Annotated in this window: 15 protein-coding genes; 4 read left to right on the forward strand and 11 right to left on the reverse strand. The window is 60.6% G+C overall.

The genetic code is table 11. The features are described from left to right. Positions 1 to 861 precede the first annotated feature (861 nt). Entirely contained in the window at positions 862 to 1,830 is a 969-nt protein-coding gene (locus ACX3YF_RS12750; protein WP_130211436.1) for a LysR family transcriptional regulator, read from the reverse strand. A gap of 271 nt (positions 1,831 to 2,101) precedes the next feature. Between ACX3YF_RS12750 and ACX3YF_RS12755 the strand changes: the two genes are divergently transcribed. From ACX3YF_RS12755 to ACX3YF_RS12770, 4 genes are all read left to right on the forward strand, one after another. Further along, positions 2,102 to 3,601: an efflux transporter outer membrane subunit gene (locus tag ACX3YF_RS12755; protein WP_130211437.1), complete on the forward strand. Its 1,500-nt coding sequence runs from the start codon at positions 2,102 to 2,104 to the stop codon at positions 3,599 to 3,601. Positions 3,602 to 3,784: 183 nt separating this feature from the next. Then, positions 3,785 to 5,983, forward strand: coding sequence for an FUSC family protein (locus ACX3YF_RS12760; RefSeq protein ID WP_130211438.1), 2,199 nt, complete (start codon positions 3,785 to 3,787; stop codon positions 5,981 to 5,983). Next, positions 5,973 to 6,173 (forward strand): DUF1656 domain-containing protein, encoded by a 201-nt coding sequence (locus tag ACX3YF_RS12765; RefSeq protein WP_130211439.1) that lies wholly within the window; start codon positions 5,973 to 5,975, stop codon positions 6,171 to 6,173. Before ACX3YF_RS12760 ends, ACX3YF_RS12765 begins: the two co-directional genes overlap by 11 nt. Positions 6,174 to 6,183: 10 nt before the next feature. After that, a complete protein-coding gene (locus tag ACX3YF_RS12770) occupies positions 6,184 to 7,047 on the forward strand; it encodes an efflux RND transporter periplasmic adaptor subunit (protein ID WP_130211440.1) in 864 nt (287 codons plus the stop codon). Positions 7,048 to 7,072: 25 nt separating this feature from the next. Here ACX3YF_RS12770 and ACX3YF_RS12775 read toward each other — a convergent pair whose 3' ends face one another. The 10 genes from ACX3YF_RS12775 to ACX3YF_RS12820 all read right to left on the reverse strand — a co-directional run bounded on the left by ACX3YF_RS12775 (position 7,073) and on the right by ACX3YF_RS12820 (position 18,617). Continuing rightward, positions 7,073 to 8,416, reverse strand: coding sequence for an NHL repeat-containing protein (locus tag ACX3YF_RS12775; protein ID WP_189340519.1), 1,344 nt, complete (start codon positions 8,414 to 8,416; stop codon positions 7,073 to 7,075). Between the two features lie 180 nt (positions 8,417 to 8,596). Then, entirely contained in the window at positions 8,597 to 8,995 is a 399-nt protein-coding gene (locus ACX3YF_RS12780; RefSeq protein WP_130211442.1) for a DUF4440 domain-containing protein, read from the reverse strand. 47 nt (positions 8,996 to 9,042) lie between these two features. Further along, positions 9,043 to 9,867, reverse strand: a complete 825-nt coding sequence (locus tag ACX3YF_RS12785; protein ID WP_130211443.1) for an SDR family oxidoreductase — start codon at positions 9,865 to 9,867, stop codon at positions 9,043 to 9,045. 35 nt (positions 9,868 to 9,902) lie between these two features. After that, a complete protein-coding gene (locus ACX3YF_RS12790) occupies positions 9,903 to 10,367 on the reverse strand; it encodes a hypothetical protein (protein ID WP_047532900.1) in 465 nt (154 codons plus the stop codon). A 358-nt stretch (positions 10,368 to 10,725) separates the two neighbouring features. Beyond that, positions 10,726 to 12,177, reverse strand: a complete 1,452-nt coding sequence (locus ACX3YF_RS12795) for a mannose-1-phosphate guanylyltransferase/mannose-6-phosphate isomerase (RefSeq protein WP_130204410.1) — start codon at positions 12,175 to 12,177, stop codon at positions 10,726 to 10,728. Positions 12,178 to 12,401: 224 nt separating this feature from the next. After that, the gene (locus ACX3YF_RS12800) at positions 12,402 to 13,058 is read right to left on the reverse strand and encodes an alginate O-acetyltransferase AlgF (RefSeq protein ID WP_130204411.1); all 657 of its coding nucleotides are present in this window, start codon (positions 13,056 to 13,058) and stop codon (positions 12,402 to 12,404) included. 14 nt (positions 13,059 to 13,072) lie between these two features. Next, the gene (locus tag ACX3YF_RS12805; RefSeq protein ID WP_130204412.1) at positions 13,073 to 14,248 is read right to left on the reverse strand and encodes an alginate O-acetyltransferase; all 1,176 of its coding nucleotides are present in this window, start codon (positions 14,246 to 14,248) and stop codon (positions 13,073 to 13,075) included. A gap of 11 nt (positions 14,249 to 14,259) precedes the next feature. Continuing rightward, positions 14,260 to 15,825, reverse strand: a complete 1,566-nt coding sequence (locus ACX3YF_RS12810; RefSeq protein ID WP_130204413.1) for an MBOAT family O-acyltransferase — start codon at positions 15,823 to 15,825, stop codon at positions 14,260 to 14,262. A gap of 210 nt (positions 15,826 to 16,035) precedes the next feature. Next, complete coding sequence (locus ACX3YF_RS12815; RefSeq protein ID WP_130204415.1) at positions 16,036 to 17,157, reverse strand: mannuronate-specific alginate lyase; 1,122 nt, start codon at positions 17,155 to 17,157, stop codon at positions 16,036 to 16,038. 8 nt (positions 17,158 to 17,165) lie between these two features. Then, positions 17,166 to 18,617, reverse strand: coding sequence for an alginate O-acetyltransferase (locus ACX3YF_RS12820; protein ID WP_130204416.1), 1,452 nt, complete (start codon positions 18,615 to 18,617; stop codon positions 17,166 to 17,168). Between the last annotated feature and the right edge of the window lie 3 nt (positions 18,618 to 18,620).

Consider the following 18,620-nt stretch of genomic DNA (forward strand, 5'->3'; position numbering starts at 1 on the left):
TTATAAACCTGTTTGGCGGTCAGGAAGGTGACTGCTAACTGACGGCGCTGTCAGTTTGGTTTGGCCTTGGCGGCCTTTGGGCCGACCAGGTTTTGGGTTGGTTGGGGACATATCCGTTGCTGCGGTAACGGCGACTTAGGGGTTCGCCCTTACGGCGAGTCACTTTTTTTACAAGCGCCTAAAAAAAGTAACCAAAAAAACGCTCGCCCCGAGCGTCCGGCCCCTCGCTAAGGCTCGGCGTTCCTTCGCTGCGGTATCCATCCGGGGACACTGCCCTCCGGTTGGCTTCGCTTCAACCTGCATGCAGCGTGTTCGACTGCGTCGAACGGCGCTGCGCGCCACTCCCCGGATGCACACCTCCACTCAGCCTCCCGAAGGGGCGTGTGGATCAAGATCAAGAGCTGCAGGCGAGCTAACGCTCGGCCTGATGAGTGGTGAGGAGCAGGTGGGTGTGCGCCGCTTTGCTTTTCTGTGGGAGCGAGCTTGCTCCGGGCGGCGTTCCGACGAAGAACGTCCAGGCAACGCGGGCATTCAGACAGCCCGCGTCATCGTTGACGTCCATCGCGAGCAGGCTCGCTCCTACAGGAGCTCTAGCTGTCGGTATCGTCGTTGCACCCCTGCCTGCCGCACTTCGATATAGCGCGAAGGCGGCCTGACGGCTGTACTCAATCCACTGTAGGAGCGAGCCTGCTCCGGGCGGCGTTCCGACGATAAACGTCCGGGCAACGCGAGCATTCAGACAGCCCGCGTCATCGTTGACGTCCATCGCGAGCAGGCTCGCTCCTACACATGGTCTTGGTCGAACGCGGAATAGGGTTACGCAGCCATTTCCCGTGGGGGCATTGTGTGTCTCTGGCAGGCTCAGTTCGCCATTCGCGCCCCGGCCATGCTCCCGCTCATTTCATAAGCCGCCAGTTCGACTTGATGTGCCGCCAACAATTCCGGCAGCGATCCGCGCAAATACTCGACCCATGTCTTGATCTTTGCATCCAGGTATTGCCGCGAAGGGTAGATGGCGTACAGGTTCAGTTCCTGGGAGCGGTATTTGGGCATCACGCGTACCAGGGTGCCGTTGCGCAGGCCGTCGATCGCTGCGTACAGCGGCAGCACGCCGACGCCCATGCCGCTGGTGATCGCGCTTTTCATGGCGTCGGCGGAGTTCACCAGGAACGGTGAGCTGTTGATGGTGACCATTTCCTGGCCTTCCGGGCCGTCGAATGCCCATTTTTCCAGGGGAATCACCGGGCTCACCAGGCGCAGGCAGGCGTGGTTGAGCAGGTCGCTGGGTTTTTGCGCGCAACCGTTGGCTTTGACGTAGGCCGGGGAGGCGCAAACGATACTGAAGGTGATGCCCAGGCGTTGGGAGACGAAACCCGAGTCGGGCAGTTCGCTGGCCAGGACGATGGACACGTCGTAGCCCTCGTCGAGCAGGTCCGGTACGCGGTTGGCCATGGTCAGGTCGAAGGTCACGTCCGGGTGGGTCTTGCGGTAGCGGGCAATGGCGTCGATCACGAAGTGCTGACCGATGCCGGTCATGGTGTGCACCTTCAGTTGCCCGGCCGGGCGCGCGTGGGCGTCGCTGGCTTCTGCTTCGGCTTCTTCGACGTAGGCCAGGATCTGCTCGCAGCGCAGCAGGTAACGCTTGCCGGCTTCGGTGAGGGCGATGCGGCGGGTCGTGCGGTTGAGAAGACGGGTTTGCAGGTGGGCTTCCAGGTTGGAGACCGCGCGCGAGACGTTGGCCGTGGTGGTGTCCAGTTGTACGGCGGCGGCGGTGAAGCTTCCCGCTTCGGCCACGTAACTGAAGGCGCGCATGTTTTGCAGTGTGTCCATGGGGTGCTCTCGGGTTCGATGGCAAATTGTGACATGAAGTTTCAGGATTTGAGACCCCGACCAAGGGATTATCGCGTTAACGGTAACAAAGATTCACAGGAATTCCGGCTTATCGCGACCAAGGCTCATCCATAGAATTGTATGGACTGTAGGAGCCGGCTTGCTGGCGAATGCGTCGCTGCTGTCATCCCGTTGTTCCAGGGTGTCTGCATCGCCAGCAACCGGCTCCTGTCAGATCTCGTTACCTCCTCTATTTCAGGAAATCGCAGCAGTGCCGCGTCGCATTAGCAGAGCGCTTCAACCGCTCAGTGTTTTGGCTTTAACCCTGGCAATCAGCGGCTGCATCGGAACCGGAGGTATTGCCCCGCAGGGCAAGGCGCTGGAGGCCGATTCACTGGTCACCGACGAAGCCATCCAAAGCGCCGCTCAGGATGCGCATTGGCCCACCGCCCAGTGGTGGCAGGCGTATGGCGATGCACAACTGAATCGCTGGATCGACCTCGCCGTGCAAGGCAGCCCGACCATGGCCATGGCCGCCGCGAGGGTGCGTCAGGCCAAATCCATGGCCGGCCTCGCCGAGTCTGCCGAATCGCTGCAGATCAATGGCGAGTCGAGCATCAAGCGCCACAACTGGGCGACCGATCAATTCTATGGCCCCGGTAACCTGGCCAACACCACCACCTGGGACAACAACGCTTCGTTGGGTTTCAGCTACGCCCTCGACCTCTGGGGCCGTGAAAGCAATGCCACCGAGAGCGCCGTGGACATGGCCCACATGACCGTCGCCGAAGCGCGCCAGGCCCAGCTCGAACTGCAGAACAACATCGTGCGCGTCTATATCGAACTCTCGCTGCATTACGCGCAGCGGGACATTGCCGAAGCCACATTGAAGCAGCAAGAGCAGATCCTCGAGCTGGCGCGAAGGCGCTTGAACGGTGGGATCGGTACCCATTTCGAAGTCAGCGAGGCCGAAACGCCGCTGCCGGAAACCCATCGTCAGATCGATGCGCTGGACGAAGAAATCGCCCTGAGCCGCAATCAATTGGCCGCACTTGCCGGTAAAGGTCCGGGCGAGGGCGCGCAGTTGCAGCGACCGACGCTGTCGTTGGGCGCGGCACTGAAGTTGCCGTCATCGTTGCCGGCGCAGTTGCTGGGGCAGCGCCCGGACGTGGTCGCCAGCCGCTGGCAGGTGGCGGCGCAGGCACGCGGCATCGATGTTGCCCATGCCGGTTTCTATCCCAACGTCAATCTGGTCGGCAGCCTCGGCTACATCGCGACTGGCGGTGGTGCGCTGGAGTTTTTGTCCGGCAAGAAACTCAACTACAGCGTCGGCCCGGCGATTTCCTTGCCGATCTTTGACGGCGGGCGACTGCGCGCGGAACTGGGTGAAGCCTCGGCCGGTTATGATATCGCCGTGGCGAAGTACAACCAGACCCTGGTCAATGCGCTGAAGAGCATCTCCGACCAGTTGATCCGCCGAGAGTCCATGGACAAGCAGCAAATGTTTGCCGCCGAGTCGGTGGCGACTGCACAGAAGACTTATGACATCGCAATGGTTGCCTATCAGCGCGGGCTCACCGATTACCTCAACGTGCTCAATGCCCAGACCCTGTTGTTCAAACAGCAGCAAGTGCAGCAACAGGTTCAGGCGGCGCGACTGAGTGCTCATGCCGAGTTGGTGACGGCGTTGGGCGGTGGGCTGGGGGCCGGTAACGATGTGCCCAAGGACAGTCAGACAGCCGCGCCGAAAAAGCCGAGACTGCTCAGGTGACCCGGATGCATCAGGCCAGGCCATCTTTGTGGCGAGGGAGCTTGCTCCCGCTTGAGTGCGCAGCACTCACAACATCAGCAATGACTGCCAGCGTTTTGGGGCTGCTTCGCAGCCCGGCGCGAGCAGGCTCGCTCGCCACAGGGCTTCAATCGTTTCCAGACTTTCCTAAGTGAGCAGGACTCCATGACTCCCTTGCCCGCACCTCTGCGCTGGCTGTATTCCCTGGAATGGCGCCGGGGGTTCTTTGACTGGGCACGCAGCGACGGCGTGACCTGGGTATACATTTTCAAGGTGTTGATCGCCGCATTCCTGACCCTGTGGCTGGCCATGCGCCTGGAGTTGCCGCAGCCGCGCACCGCGATGATCACGGTGTTCATCGTGATGCAGCCGCAGAGCGGTCATGTGTTCGCCAAGAGTTTTTATCGGTTCCTTGGCACCCTGGCCGGGTCGTCGGTGATGGTCGCGTTGATCGCCCTGTTTGCGCAGAACACCGAACTGTTCCTCGGTTCGTTGGCGATCTGGGTCGGTATCTGCACGGCCGGCGCGGCCCGCTATCGTAACTTCCGCGCCTACGGTTTCGTATTGGCCGGTTACACCGCAGCGATGGTCGGTTTGCCCGCGCTGGCCCATCCGGACGGCGCCTTCATGGCGGCGGTCTGGCGGGTGCTGGAAATCTCCCTGGGGATCCTCTGCTCGACCCTGGTCAGCGCCGCGATCCTGCCGCAATCGTCCGGTGCCGCCATGCGCAACGCCCTCTACCAGCGTTTCGGCGTGTTCGCCTTGTTCGTCACCGACGGTTTGCGTGGGCGCAGTCAGCGCGAGGCGTTCGAGGCTGGCAACGTGCGTTTCATCGCCGAGGCCGTGGGCCTGGAGGGGCTGCGTAGCGTCACCATGTTCGAAGACCCGCACATGCGCCGGCGCAACGGCCGGCTCAGTCGCTTGAACAGCGAGTTCATGGGCATCACCACCCGCTTCAACGCCTTGCACCAGTTGCTGGAACGCCTGCGCAACAGTGCAGCGGATCAAGTGGTGGCCGCAATCAAACCGGGGTTGATCGATCTGGCCGAATTGCTCGACGGCTTTAGCGGTCGCGCCCTGACCAACGCCGATGCGGCGCGTCTGGTGAAGGCCCTGAGCGCTTATAAGGAAGGTCTTCCGGCGCGGGTACGCAGCCTTCGGGCGCTTTTCCAGGAGAGTCAGCCAAGCGACGCCGAGCAACTGGATTTCCACACGGCGTACGAACTGCTCTATCGCTTCGTCGATGACCTGCACAATTATGCACAGACCCACGCGTCGCTGGCCGATCACAGCCACGAACGGGAGCGCTGGGACCAGCCGTTCACGCCGCAGACCAGTTGGCTGGTATCGGCAGCCTCGGGGATTCGCGCCGCGTTCATTCTGGTGGTGCTGGGCAGCTATTGGGTGGCCACGGCGTGGCCGAGCGGGGCGACCATGACCTTGATCTCCGCCGCCACCGTCGGCCTTTCCGCCGCCACACCGAACCCCAAGCGCATGTCATTCCAAATGGCTTGCGGCACCTTTCTCGGGGCGTTGATCGGCTTCGTCGAGATGTTCTTCATTTTTCCGCGAATCGATGGGTTTCCGTTGCTCTGTGTGATGCTCGCACCGGTGATCGTGCTGGGGTCGTTCCTCACCTCGCGGCCGCAATACGTCGGGGTAGGGCTGGGATTGCTGATCTTTTTCAGTACCGGTTCGGTGCCGGACAATCTTACGGTCTACAACCCGTACACCTTCATCAACGACTACATCGCCATGGTGCTGGGCATGCTGGTGTGTGCGGCGGCGGGGGCGATCATTCTGCCGCCCAACAGCCGTTGGTTGTGGCGTCGACTGGAGCAGGATCTGCGGGGGCAGGTGGTGTATGCCATCGGTGGCAAACTCAAGGGCCTGGCCTCGAGTTTCGAAAGCCGCACCCGCGACCTGGTGCACCAGGCCTATGGCTTCGCGGCGGGGCAGCCGCAGGTCCAGCGAAACCTGCTGCGCTGGATGTTCGTGGTGCTGGAAGTGGGGCACGCGATCATCGAGCTGCGCAAGGAACAGGCCGTCCTGCCGGTGCATCCCGCCTATTCCGAATCCCAGCCGTGGCGCCAGTCGATCCGTGTGATGGGGCGTTCGCTGGTGCGGCTGTTTCTGCAACCCGGCCAGAGCAATCTGGAGCGTGCGCTGGTCGCGGTCGACCATGCCATCAGCCGCGTGCAAGCCACCGACGAACCGTTCGCCCCACACTTCGAAACCTCGGCGCTGCGTCGGGTCAAGAGCTACCTGCACTTCATCCGCACCTCGCTGCTGGACCCGCAATCACCGCTCGCCGGCTACAACCATGCCACCGTGAAGCCCCAAGGACTTGAACATGCCTCGTGAAATCGCCTTCCACGGCGTGTACATGCCGACCATGACCCTGATGTTTTTGATCGCGGCGGCGCTGGCCTGGGCGCTGGACCGCTTCCTGGCCGGGTTCGACCTGTACCGTTTTTTCTGGCACCCGGCGTTGCTGCGCCTGAGTCTGTTTACCTGTCTGTTCGGCGCCCTGGCGCTGACTGTCTACCGTTGAGAACACCCTGATGAAAAAGCTATTCAGCCTGCTTGCAACTCTGCTGGTACTGGCCCTGGCGATATGGATCGGCCGGACCCTCTGGGTGTACTACATGGAGACGCCATGGACCCGCGACGGCCGGGTGCGCGCCGACATCATCAACGTTGCCGCCGACGTCACCGGCGAGGTGGTGCAAGTGCCGGTGCGTGACAACCAGTTGGTGAAGAAGGGTGACCTGCTGATGCTGATCGACCCCGAGCACTACCGTCTCGCGGTCAAGCAGGCACAGTCGCTGGTGGCTTCGCGCAAGGCCACGTGGGAGATGCGCAAGGACAACGCCCATCGCCGGGCCGACATGGACAACCTGGTGATCTCCAGGGAAAACCGCGACGACGCCAGCAACCTCGCCGACTCGGCCCTGGCCGATTACCAGCAGGCCCAGGCGCAACTGGAAGCCGCCGAGCTGAACCTCAAACGCACCGAAGTCCGCGCCGCCGTGGACGGTTATGTGACCAACCTCAATGTGCATCGCGGCGACTACGCGCGTATCGGCGAGGCGAAAATGGCCGTGGTCGACATGAATTCGTTCTGGGTCTATGGGTTCTTCGAAGAAACCAAACTGCCCCATGTGCGCGTGGGCGATAAGGCCGACATGCAACTGATGAGCGGCGAAGTGCTCAAGGGCCATGTGGAAAGCATCTCGCGCGGTATCTACGACCGCGACAACCCGGAAAGCCGTGAGTTGATCGCCGACGTGAACCCGACCTTCAACTGGGTGCGCCTGGCGCAACGGGTGCCGGTGCGGATTCACATCGACGAAGTGCCGGAAGGCGTGCTGTTGGCGGCGGGGATTACATGTACGGTGGTGGTGAAGCAACAGGAGCAGCGGTAGTCAACCGCTGCTCGCTTGCAAGGTGTTACCCGTAGAAGCGTCGCGCAAGGCCCACGCCCTCAGGGGACAGGCCTAGCACGTTCGCGCTGATTACGACCCGACCTCCTAATCCAGAAGTGACTACTACGGGGTCGCTTTGTGACTCAGAATCAAGGTCGGTATATCCCTTGCCATTAAAGTTTCTATCGGGTTGGCCATCAGGCAGGAAGCTTGCGAGGTAAATCGAGGTGGACTGTCGTCCACCTGAAGCCACCACGAATTTGTTTTCGGTCATGGCGAGTGCCGTTACCCAACCGATATCGACGGCGTCATCGAACCGGGTAATCAGAGGTTTGCGGTTATTGAACAGTTGATGCGGCGTGCCGTTGGGTGTTAGCGCAACGAGCAGCCCAGCGGTCTGCTGTTCGCCGCTCATGTTGGCTCCCCCCGCACCGACCAGGCTTCCATCGGATCTTTCAATAAGTGCATTGAAACGAGTGGCGTAGCCGGGGGCTTCGACGACATGAAAACCCGGGAGGGAGCGGTCGCCAAAACTGCTATCAATTTGTCCATCGTGACTCAGTCGAGCCACTACAGCATCATCTTTTTGCGCCCCGAATTGCACATGTCCGGCAATGATGATGTTCTCTCCTTGAGATAGGCAGGCTCCTATTGCTGTCGCCGATTTTGGGTGGTCGGGCAACGTGAATTCCCAGCGTCCATTGTTGCTGAAACCGGTGTCTGATGACCCATCTGGCATCAGACGCAAAAGCACGCCGATTGCCGGTTTCGAGACGCTGAGCGATGTATAACTCGGACTGATGAGCAACTTGTTGTCGGGCTGTACGTGGATTGAGGAGAGATCTGTATGTAGTTCCAGATCGGGCGGGGTGGGGATGATGACTCGACCGTTTTGACCAAACGCTGGATCGGGCTTGCCATTGTGATCAAAGCACGCCACGACCAAATCGGCCCAACCATCGGCGCGCTCGCTCCAACCCAGCATATAAATTTTGCCGCCCTGCGAAACAGCGAGTTTGCCGCCTGCGGAGCTGTGTTTGGCTACAAAATTTCCAAATGTCAGCCCACGGTCTGCGAATGTCATGTCCAGTTCACCGCGTTCATCCATCCGTCCCAGCGCATAGACGTAGCGATCGTCGCGATACATTTGGGCACTGAAAATCGTCCCTCCCTGCGAATCACCTGCGATGCCCTTGAACAGGTGTACCGCAACAAACTCTGGATCGTTGATCAACGTGTGAAGTGTCAAAGTGCCCTGATCACCAAAGTCCGGATCGGGTGTGCCGGGTTGATTGGATGGGTTGAGAGGAGTCGTCATGATGGAGTAATCCCTGAGTGTGGATAAAAGAAAGCTTGGTGAAGAAGTCATCCACAACAGCTTCCGGCTCTCATGCATAACACTCGGTCTGTGGTTTCCTTCCTGTCATCCAGTCTGTGGGGGAACGTTTCGAGCTGTCTACTGACAGAAATAACAGGTGGTGATGTACGGTCACACTCTTATTGATCGTGTATTTTTTAGCCCGTCATGGCTCCGTAGACAGGCAAAAAATTATTTGCTGCAAAACGTCTCCTGCAAATGCCGCCAGATCACGCGGCCATCCGCCTGCTTTTCAAACACCACCGTAGAGCGCCGATCCGAATGCAGCCCCGTCGCATCGGTCTGCTGCTCGCGGTAACTGACGGTGGCGCCACCGTCATGCAGCGCAATGCCGCGCAATTCGCTCAACTCGATACGAAAACCCAGCTTCTTGCCGCCGGCCAGCATGAACAACTCGTTCAGCGCGGCAAAATCCAGCACTCGTCCCAGGGGCGAAACCATGGAGAATTGCGGCGAAAAACGGCTCAGCAGCTGTTCAAGTTCGCGCACATCGCGTTCTTCGGCCAACCATTGTTCGATGGCGACGTGGGCCTTGATCACTTCGTCGAAGTATTCGGTGTAGTCGGTCATGGTGTTTCCTCAAAATCTGCCTGGCCGCGAAGAACGATAACCCGGTCTCAGAGCTGCCCGCGCAATCCGAATCGCTTCATCAAGCCTGATTCCAGCAGGCCCTTGGGCAACAGTCCGGCCAGCAACGGCAATGCCCGGCTGCCATTGCCCAGGCGTAACAGTCGTGGCGGCTTGTTTTGCTGCACAGCCTTGAGTACTCCGGCGGCAAATTCGCTGGCGGGCGTCGGTTTGTCCTGGGAGGCCCTGGCCCTGGCGCGGATACCTTCGCGCAATGGAAACCACGGCGATTGCTCACTGATCAGTTGTTCGGCTTCGTGGCCCGCGTTCTTGGCGAAACTCGACGCGATGGCGCCCGGCTGAACCTCCATGACCCGCACGCCAAACGGCGCCAACTCCATGCGCAAGGCATCGCTCAAGGCATGCACCGCCGCTTTCGAAGCACAATAGGCGCCGGCGAATGGCGTCACCAACACGCCGGAGACGCTGCCGATGTTCAGCACCAGGCCTTTGGCCCGGCGCAACACCGGGAACAGTGCGCGGGTCACGCCGACAATGGCGAACACATTGGTTTCGAACTGACGCTGCATCGCCGGCACACCGCCGTCGAGCAGTGGCCCCATGGCGCCATAACCGGCGTTGTTGATCAGCACATCGAGGCCACCGTGTTGCTGGTTGATGCGCTCGCTCAACCGTTCGAGCGCCTGGCCATCGTTGACGTCCAGTTGCACGGCGGTGAAACCGGCGGCGGTCAGGGTTGCCACGTCTTCAGGCTTGCGGGCGCTGGCCCAGACTGTGTACCCGGCAGCCTTGAACACATCGGCCAGGGCGCGGCCGATGCCGCTGGAACATCCGGTAATCAACGCAACGGGCATGGCGCGGTCCTTGTGCAAAAAAGTGGGGGGAAGGCTCAGTCGGAGAAACTACCTTGCAAGCGCTCGGCGCGAAACTCCAGGGTTTCCGGGCGGTAGCCGGGGCGCAACGGCGGCAGCGGCAGACAGTCTTCCCAGTTGCCACCGGCCTGCAATTCGCCGGGGCCACGGTAGCGCGGGGCGGTGTACTGGTTGTCAGCGAGATTGACCGTGTCACCCGGCGCGTAGGCCGCGACGCGCCAGCGCAGCTCGGTCAGCGGCACGTCGTTGCCATTGTTCAGGGTCAATTGCAGCGGCCGGTCGGCGGGGCAGTGCTGCGGCGCGTAGCTGATGCGCAATTCAAGACGCTCCAGTTGCTTGAGTTCGCGATGGTCCATCCAGATCACCCACGTGGCGACAATACCCAGGCCCACGGCGGCGGCCATGGAAACGGGCAGCGCTTTGGCCGGATAGCGCAGTAGCAGGATCAGCCAGGTGATGACGAGCAGGACACCGATGAACATGACGCGCAAACCTCGAAAGCAGAGAGGAGCATCCTACCTAAGCGTAGGTGAGGTTGGCGATGGGCAGGATTTCGGCGGTGGCTGTCATGGCCCCTTCGCGAGCCGGCTCGCTCCCACATTGAACGGCGTACGCTGTCAAATGTGGGAGCGAGCCGGCTCGCGATGAACTGGAGAACACCGCGGGGCGTCAGGTTCCCCGCGTTATCGTTCACGACCATCGCGAGCAGGCTCGCTCCTACAGGTCTTGCGTTAGCTTTGTATCCCGGGATTCCGTGAAGAACCCAAAAAAAAGCCCCCGCCCAACCCGCTGCGGATAGGGAACGCAGCGAGCCGGTCGGGGGCTTAAGTCAGCAAATGCTTATTGCGCGATGGTCTTCACCGACACGCCACGCTCGATCGGGGTGGAGCGACCGTAGATATCTTCAAACCGCTCGATATCGTCTTCGCCCAGATAACTGCCCGATTGCACTTCGATGATCTCCAGTGGAATCTTGCCCGGGTTGCGCAGACGGTGAACCGAGGCAATCGGAATGTAGGTCGACTGGTTCTCGGTGAGCAGGAACACGTTCTCGTCGCAAGTCACTTCAGCGGTGCCGCTGACCACGATCCAGTGCTCGGCGCGGTGGTGGTGCATTTGCAGCGACAGGCACGCGCCCGGCTTGACCGAGATGTGCTTGACCTGGAACCGACCGCCCATGTCCACCGAGTCGTAGGAGCCCCACGGACGATAGACCTCGCAGTGGTTCTGGGTTTCGCTGCGACCCTGTTCGTTGAGGGTGTTGACCATCTGTTTCACGCCTTGGACCTTGTCCTTGTGGGCGATCATCATGGCGTCCTTGGTTTCGACGACCACGATGTTTTCCAGGCCGATCACCGACACCAGTTTGCCGTTGCCGTGGATCATGCAGTTGCGGCTGTCCTGGATGACCACGTCGCCTTTGGTGACGTTGCCGTTGGCGTCCTTTTCGTTCACTTCCCACAACGACGACCAGCAGCCGACATCGCTCCAGCCTGCGGTCAACGGTACGACGCAGGCGCGCTGGGTTTTTTCCATCACCGAGTAGTCGATGGAGTTGTCCGGGCAGCAGGCGAAGGTGGCGGCGTCGATGTCGACAGCGTCGGCATCCTGCTTGCTGCGTTCCAGGGTCAGCAGGCAGGTGTCGTAGATGTCCGGATCGTGCTTTTTCAGCTCTTCGAGGAAACGGCTGGCGCGGAACAGGAACATGCCGCTGTTCCAGAAATAACCGCCGGACTGGACGAACTCGGTGGCGCGTTTCACGTCGGGTTTTTCGACGAAGTGCGAGACGCGGCTGACGCCTTCTGGCAGCAGCGAGTCGTTGGTTGACTTGATGTAGCCGTAGCCGGTTTCCGGTTTGGTGGCCGGCACGCCGAACAGCACCATTTCGCCGTTTTCGGCGGCGACCGTGGCCAGCGCCAGGGCGCGTTGCAGGGCTTTCTGGTCTTCCAGTACATGGTCCGCCGGCAGCACCAGCATCAACTCGTCGCGGCCTTCATTGACCAGCATCATCGCAGTCAGGGCCACGGCCGGCGCAGTGTTGCGACCGAACGGTTCCATCAGGATGCGCTGGGTTTCCAGTTTGCGCGCGGTCAGTTGCTCGTTGACGATGAAACGGTGGTCCTTGTTGCAGACCACGATCGGCGTGTCCATGCCTTCGAACACCAGGCGCTCCAGGGTTTGCTGGAACAGCGTGTGCTCGCCGGTCAGGGCCAGGAACTGTTTGGGGAATTGCTTACGGGAAAGCGGCCAAAGACGTGAGCCGCTACCACCTGACAAGATCACCGGAATCATGTTGTTACTCCTTGAAAATCGTTTGGTTAGAGCTACGAACGCTGTGTCGTTTCACTCTTGTTCTTGTTCCGTGTCCCGGCTGACACCTCGATCCCTTGTAGGAGCGAGCCTTGCTCGCGATGGACGTCAACGAAAACGCGTGCTGTCTGGATGAATGCGTTGTTCTTGAGTTCATCGCGAGCAGGCTCGCTCCTACAGGGTTCCTGGTCAGCCGGAAAAATGTATTAGCGCGTCGATACCGGGCGTTTCACCCAGACCGGCGACAGGCTGCTGCCATTGCCGGTGACGTACAGCACGGCGGCCTCACCGCGTTCCAGGGCAACCGGTTTCACGTCGCCGACTTTGGTGGCGCCGTCATACAGTGCCAGGCTGACTTTCACCGGGTTGATTTCACGTTCGCCACGACCTTTGGGCGCAACGTTGGGCACCACGTCGGTCTTGCCGTCGGCGGTCTTCAGGGTCAGTGCCTTGTCGCTGAGGTTCTGCACCCGTACCAGGGATTTTTGCTTGTTCTTGAACGGCGGCTCTTCGATCAGTTGCGGTGCGCCACTGGCGTTGTTGACCAGGGTGTAATAGTGATCGCCGGCCAGTTTCACCGGCAGGCTCTGGCTGCCGACCTTGGCGCTGTAGTCACCGCCCGGCATGAAGCTGAAGTCACTGCTGGACAGCGGTGCGACATCGCTCAGGTGGGTGCTGCCGACGGTGGCGCTGACTTCGGCATTGCTGGCGTTGTAGATCCGTACGAAGGTCGAGCCTTTCGGTGCGGTCGGGCCGTAGAGTGCGGCGTCGCCACCGGCGAAAGCGTGCATCGACAGAACGCTCATGCCAGCGACAAGAGCAAAAGTCTTAGCGAGACGGCGAGGAGTAGTAGTGAAAGTCATGGTGTACCTCTCTTTCAGTTTTGCGCCCGGTCGGGCGTCTCGGATTTAGTGTTGATTGCTACGTTTTGTTGGCGCGCGCCGGCTTGTTTAAGCTCTGCGACCCACTGCGGGTCGGCGTCGCCGATTTCGTTGTTCACAGGCAGATATCGTTCGGGAAATTCCCAGATCAGCACTTGTGGCGGGCTGTTCTTGAAAGCGTCGCTTTTGAGGTAGCTGAGCATCGGCAGGATCGGGCCGTGGCCGTCCTCGGCGTAATTGACCACGTCGCTGCGCAACGCTTGTTTCAGCGCGCCCACGAAGTTCCAGTTGGGGTTGGCGCTGTAGCTGGTGCCGATCAGTGCCACCGGCACTTCGGTGTTGGCGAACAGGGCGTCGTCACCGGCTGGCTGGTCGGAAGCGGCGACGGTGTTGCGCTTCTGCAAAGGCTCTTGCGCCGGCATCAGGTTTTCGAACAGCGGGTCCAGCGGCAGGAACAGACGCAGATCGCCCTTGTGCGTGACTTTCTCCGCTGGCTCGGTGACGAAGTTCTGCGGCTCGCCGCTCAGCGGGAACTTGTCGGCAATGGTCCTGGCCAGCTTGTTTGCCGCGATTTCGGCGCCTTCCGGGGTCCAGTGGGTGTCGGTGCGCAGGAACACTTGCTTGCCGTCACGTTTGGCCGCCAGCAGCGGGCCCAACAAGTCAGGTGCCGGAATCCGGTCGGCCGCCAGGCGCTGGTGGAAGTCCTTGTAGAGGTTGGTGTGGATGCTCGCCGGTTTCACCTCACCGAGGTGTTCCGGGTAGAGGCGCACCTTGGCTGGCACCACTGCCATCACCAGCTGCACACCTTTGGCTTTCAGGGTCTGGCGCACGCCTTCGACCAGCGCGTAGTTGCCTTGCAGGTTCAGCTCTTCGTTGACGATCGGGTGGAATTCTTCATCGCTGTACAGCCACTGGTCGCGACCGAGCACCACACCCGGACGACCTTCGTTGAACAGCTTGAAGTCCAGCGCCGCCCAGAGGTTGGTGCCCAGGCGCTTGATCGGAAACTCTTCGTCGTAGTGCGTCTCTACCGCCTTGGTCCAGCGACCGTTCAGTACCGTGGCGTCGGCGTTGGTGCTGAAACCGAAGAAGCTGCGCGTGGACCACAGGCCCAGGGCCAACAGGGTCACCAGGAACAGGGCGATGTAGAAGATGCGTAATGAGCGGGTCATGGTCAGATCCCTCAGAACTGGAAGTAAAGGAACGGCGAGAAGCTTTGTGCCGAGAGTTTGAGAATCGAGGCGATGAACAGCAGCAGTACCAGCGCGCGCATCACGTAGCGCGACCAGTCAGCGGTCCAGTAGGCCGGTTGCACCTGGGCGTCGACGCCGACGGTGTAGCCAGGCTGATGGATGCTCGCCGGGTTATCCCCAGGCGCGGCCTTGATCAGGCCTGGTTCGGCGGCGGCCGGGCCGTCGCTGTCGACGTTCACCGCAGGCTTGGTCTTGACCGGTGGCTGGTTGGTGTAGAAGTCGCGCAGGCCGAAGAACGCCAGGGTCACGTACGCCACGATCAGCGTTGCCACTTGCAGGCCGGTGAGGCTGGCCTGGTTGAGTTCCGACAGCGACCAGTCGCCGAAGCTGAACATCGCGCCGTACATGCGGCCGGCGACGTGCAGGTTTTCCGCACGGAAAATCACCCAGCCCATCACCACCAGCAGGAAAGTCAGTGCCCAGCGGATCGGGTTGAAACTGCGTGGCGAAGTGTTCAGGCCAATGGCTTTTTCAATCGCCAGCCACATGCCGTGCCACGCGCCCCAGACGATGTAGGTGATGTTCGCGCCGTGCCACAGACCACCGAGCAGCATGGTCAGGAACAGGTTGCGATAGGTCATCAACGTGCCTTTGCGGTTGCCGCCCAGGGTGATGTACAGGTAGTCGCGCAGCCAGGTCGACAGGCTGATGTGCCAGCGCCGCCAGAACTCGGTGATCGACTGGCTGACGTAAGGCTGCTTGAAGTTTTCCATGAAGCGGAAACCCATCATCAAGCCCAGGCCGATGGCCATGTCGCTGTAGCCGGAGAAATCGAAATACAGTTGCGCGGTGTAGGCCAGCGCGCCGAGCCAGGCATCACCGGTGGTCGGGTTTTGCAGGGCGAAGCAATGGTCAGCCACCACCGCGAGGGTGTCGGCGATGAACACCTTCTTGATGAAACCCTGCATGAAGCGCGTGCAGCCCTCGGAGAATTTGTCGAGGGTGTGGGTGCGGTTGTTGAACTGATCGGCCAGGTCACGGAAGCGCAACACGGGGCCGGCGATCAGGTGCGGGAAGATCGCCACGAATGCCGCGAAGTCGATCAGGTTGCGGGTTGCCGGGGTGTCGCCACGGTAGACGTCGATGATGTAGCTGATGGACTCGAAGATGTAGAACGAGATCCCGATCGGCAACAGCACGTGGGTCAGGATGAACGGCTCCAGGCCCACCGACGTCATCATCGCGTTGATGCTGTCGACGCCGAAGTTGGCGTATTTGAAGTAGCCGAGGATGCACAGGTCAACGGCCACGCCGAGCAACAGCCAGCGCTGCGCCGGTTGGGTCCGCACGCCGGCGGCGCCGACTTTCAGGCCGATCCAGTAGTTCCACAGCGTGACTGCGGCGAACAGCGCGAGGAAGTCCACCCGCCACCAGGCGTAGAACACGTAGCTGGCGATCAGCAGCAGCAAGTTGCGATAGCGTTGCCCGCTCAGGTAGTACAAGCCGAGAAAGATCGGCAAGAACAAAAACAGGAACACGTTGGACGAAAAAACCATCCCGATCTCTCCTTGTTTGAACCAACATTCAAGGGCCAACGGCCCCCCCAAACCCCCCATGAAAATGGGGGGCATAACTCACATTTCACAGCTGACAACTAACCCTGTGGGAGCGAGCTTGCTCGCGATGAGGGAGTGTCAGTCGACATCAATGCTGAATGTCAGACCGCTATCGCGAGCAGGCTCGCTCCCACAGGGTTTTGGGTTTGCCTAAGAGCCTTTGCCCTTCTCATTGGCCGGGTCATAGACCCTGGTCAGGTCGCCGCCGAGGCGGAAGGTCTTGAACGGTTGCATGCCGTGCTTTTTCTCCAGCACATCGGGCGTGCAGGTGTAGAGGGTGCAGAACGGTTCGAGCCAGGCGAATTTCATGTCCTCTTTCAAGTCGGTCATGTCCTGTTCCTTGCCGTTCTTTTTCTCGAATGCGTCCGGGTCTTTCACCCCGGCGAGGACGCGATCAGCCAGGCGTTTGAGCGCGCCGTTGTTTTCCTGGCGCAAATCCACACCGTTGACCTGGGCGAAACTGGCGATCATCGCCAGCGGCGGCAGGGCGTAGTTGTGGTACGCCAGCGCCCGTTGCTGGCGCTTGAGTTCGTTGGGCAGGAAGCCGTCGGCGTCGACCTGGTTGGCGCCGACCTTGTATTCCTTGACCGCCCAATCGAACAGGTCGCGGCGGTTGGTGGCGATGGAGGTGGCCATCACCGACCAGGCGGCCCAGTACGAGTGGTTGTTGGTTTTGTCCAGCGGCAGGTTGTCCCAGTCGCTGACCACCTGATCGGCCATCTTGCTGAACCAGGCTTCGATCAGCTGCGACTCCTGCTGATGGTTGGCCAGCGGATGGGAGTCGGAAAACTTCAGGCGAATGTAGGCGGACGCCATGCTGCCCAGCGCCCATTTGCGCATCGACTTGCCGGTATGGTTGAAGTCCTTGGACATCAACGCATCGGCCTTGGCCCAGGCCGTCAGCCAGTTGAGTGTGCATTCCAGCTGTTCCGGACGACCGTCACGCATGAACTGCATCACCCGTTTGCTGGTGCCGCGCTCCAGTTTGGTGATGTCGGCGGTGCTGTCGCGGAAAGCTTTTTCCGATTGCACGTTCAACGTGGCGCGGGCCTTGTCCGAACCTTCGTACTTGCTGCGAAACTGCAGCGAACCGGTGTACGGCGTCGGCATCGCTTCGCAGCCTTCGCCCTTGTCGCCGGTCTTGAGTTTTTCGATCGGTGCGAAATAGCCCTGGGGCGGGCGCAATGGCGCCGCAGCCTGAGTAGCGCCGGCGAACATCGCCAGGCTCAAAAGCGTGGGTGCCAACAGGCTTTTCAGTTTCGGATTTCGCATGGCAGACCTCATTGCCCGGCCTGAGCGGTACGTTGCTCAGCGCTCGGGAATACGTTGCGTTTGCAGATTTTCGCTTCGACTTTCTGTGGCGCGGCATCCGTTTTTTCAGGACCCTGGATTTCGACGGCCAGCAGGTTCTGCGAGGCCCAGTCTTCGTCCGTGCGCAACTCGAAGGCGAAACGCCCGTCAGTGTCGGAGGTTTCCGGTTTGTCGATCTTGATGTCCTCGTGGCGCCCGTTCATGTACCAGAGGGTGGCTTGCAGGGTTTTCACCGAGGTGTCGGCGAAGCGGATATCGACCTGATGACTGCTGTTTTGCAGGTTCAGGTTTTTGCTGTTGACCATCAGTTCGTTCTTGCCCGGCTTCAGGGTGGTGCTGCCGGACATCTGCGCTTCCTTGCCTTCGCAACCGTTATCCAGCAGCGCCATCATCTGGCGGTAGATGGTTTCCTGGTCGAGGCGATACAGCGGCGAGAATTCCCAGATGAGAATTTTCGGCGGGTTCTTCTGGAACTCTTCGCTGCCCAGGTACTGCAGCATCGAACCTTCCAGGCCGCCGCCGGGGAAGGCCACGTTGAGAATGTCGGCGCCGATGGCCTCTTCGAGGAAACCGGCGAAGTTGTAGTTCTTGCCACTGTGACTGGTGCCGACCAGGGTGATCTGCGGGTTACCCGAGTCGCCGAACAGATCGCCATCGCCCGCTTCGCCTTTGGGCTCGGTGGTGAACTGATCCATGTACTGGATCGCGTAGCTGGTGCCACAGAGTTGACCGGCCATGTTGTGCAATGTTCCGGTCTTGCCCATGCGACCCGACTTATGGGTCTCGAACTCACGCTTGGGAATGTCGGCGTACTCAGGCAATTGCTTGATTTTCTCGGCGACGATTTTCGCCGTGCGCTGGGCACCGTACGGCGTCCAGTGCTGGTCGCCACGGAAGTAGAAGTCGTGGGCGGGCAGGGTGTCGGGCAACGATTCGTTGGTCAGTGGCGACAGGTCCGGCACCACGTAGCCCATGGCGGCGAAACGGCCGAGCATGGTCTTGTAGTTTCTCAGTGCCTTGTCGAAATCGAAGCTGGCTTTTTCCGCCGGGTTCAATTTGTTGCGGTTCACCAGGCCACGGGTCGGCTGGTAGACGACCACCAGTTCCACGCCTTTGCTCTTGAACGCATCGTGCAGTTGCTTCATGCGTTTGTAGCCGGCGGGCGTGGTGTCGAATTCGGTGCGCAGGTCTTCCTGGGTACGGAACAACCAGTCGCCCTGGGCCTGTACCAGCGTGGTGAAGTTCTGCTGATAGCGCGTGGTGTAGTTCTTCGCGTCGTGGGCAGCCGGGCACAGGCTGCAGCACGGTTCGGCGGTGAAAACGGGCGCCTTGACTTCGTCGGCACGGGCACCGCTGGCGGCCGCCAGAATCCCGAGTGTCAGGCCCGACAGGCTGAGTAATTTGATCAAGTGTGGGTGCATAAA

It is taken from the genome of Pseudomonas fluorescens group sp. PF-69 (genome assembly GCF_054481235.1).

Coding starts and splice junctions, on each gene's coding strand:
- ACX3YF_RS12760 (WP_130211438.1), top strand. CDS start 3,785: ATGACTCCCTTGCCCGCACCTCTGCGCTGGCTGTATTCCCTGGAATGG.
- ACX3YF_RS12780 (WP_130211442.1), bottom strand. CDS start 8,995: ATGACCGACTACACCGAATACTTCGACGAAGTGATCAAGGCCCACGTC.
- ACX3YF_RS12795 (WP_130204410.1), bottom strand. CDS start 12,177: ATGATTCCGGTGATCTTGTCAGGTGGTAGCGGCTCACGTCTTTGGCCG.
- ACX3YF_RS12765 (WP_130211439.1), top strand. CDS start 5,973: ATGCCTCGTGAAATCGCCTTCCACGGCGTGTACATGCCGACCATGACC.
- ACX3YF_RS12800 (WP_130204411.1), bottom strand. CDS start 13,058: ATGACTTTCACTACTACTCCTCGCCGTCTCGCTAAGACTTTTGCTCTT.
- ACX3YF_RS12750 (WP_130211436.1), bottom strand. CDS start 1,830: ATGGACACACTGCAAAACATGCGCGCCTTCAGTTACGTGGCCGAAGCG.
- ACX3YF_RS12770 (WP_130211440.1), top strand. CDS start 6,184: ATGAAAAAGCTATTCAGCCTGCTTGCAACTCTGCTGGTACTGGCCCTG.
- ACX3YF_RS12790 (WP_047532900.1), bottom strand. CDS start 10,367: ATGTTCATCGGTGTCCTGCTCGTCATCACCTGGCTGATCCTGCTACTG.
- ACX3YF_RS12815 (WP_130204415.1), bottom strand. CDS start 17,157: ATGCGAAATCCGAAACTGAAAAGCCTGTTGGCACCCACGCTTTTGAGC.
- ACX3YF_RS12810 (WP_130204413.1), bottom strand. CDS start 15,825: ATGGTTTTTTCGTCCAACGTGTTCCTGTTTTTGTTCTTGCCGATCTTT.
- ACX3YF_RS12775 (WP_189340519.1), bottom strand. CDS start 8,416: ATGACTTCTTCACCAAGCTTTCTTTTATCCACACTCAGGGATTACTCC.
- ACX3YF_RS12805 (WP_130204412.1), bottom strand. CDS start 14,248: ATGACCCGCTCATTACGCATCTTCTACATCGCCCTGTTCCTGGTGACC.
- ACX3YF_RS12785 (WP_130211443.1), bottom strand. CDS start 9,867: ATGCCCGTTGCGTTGATTACCGGATGTTCCAGCGGCATCGGCCGCGCC.
- ACX3YF_RS12820 (WP_130204416.1), bottom strand. CDS start 18,617: ATGCACCCACACTTGATCAAATTACTCAGCCTGTCGGGCCTGACACTC.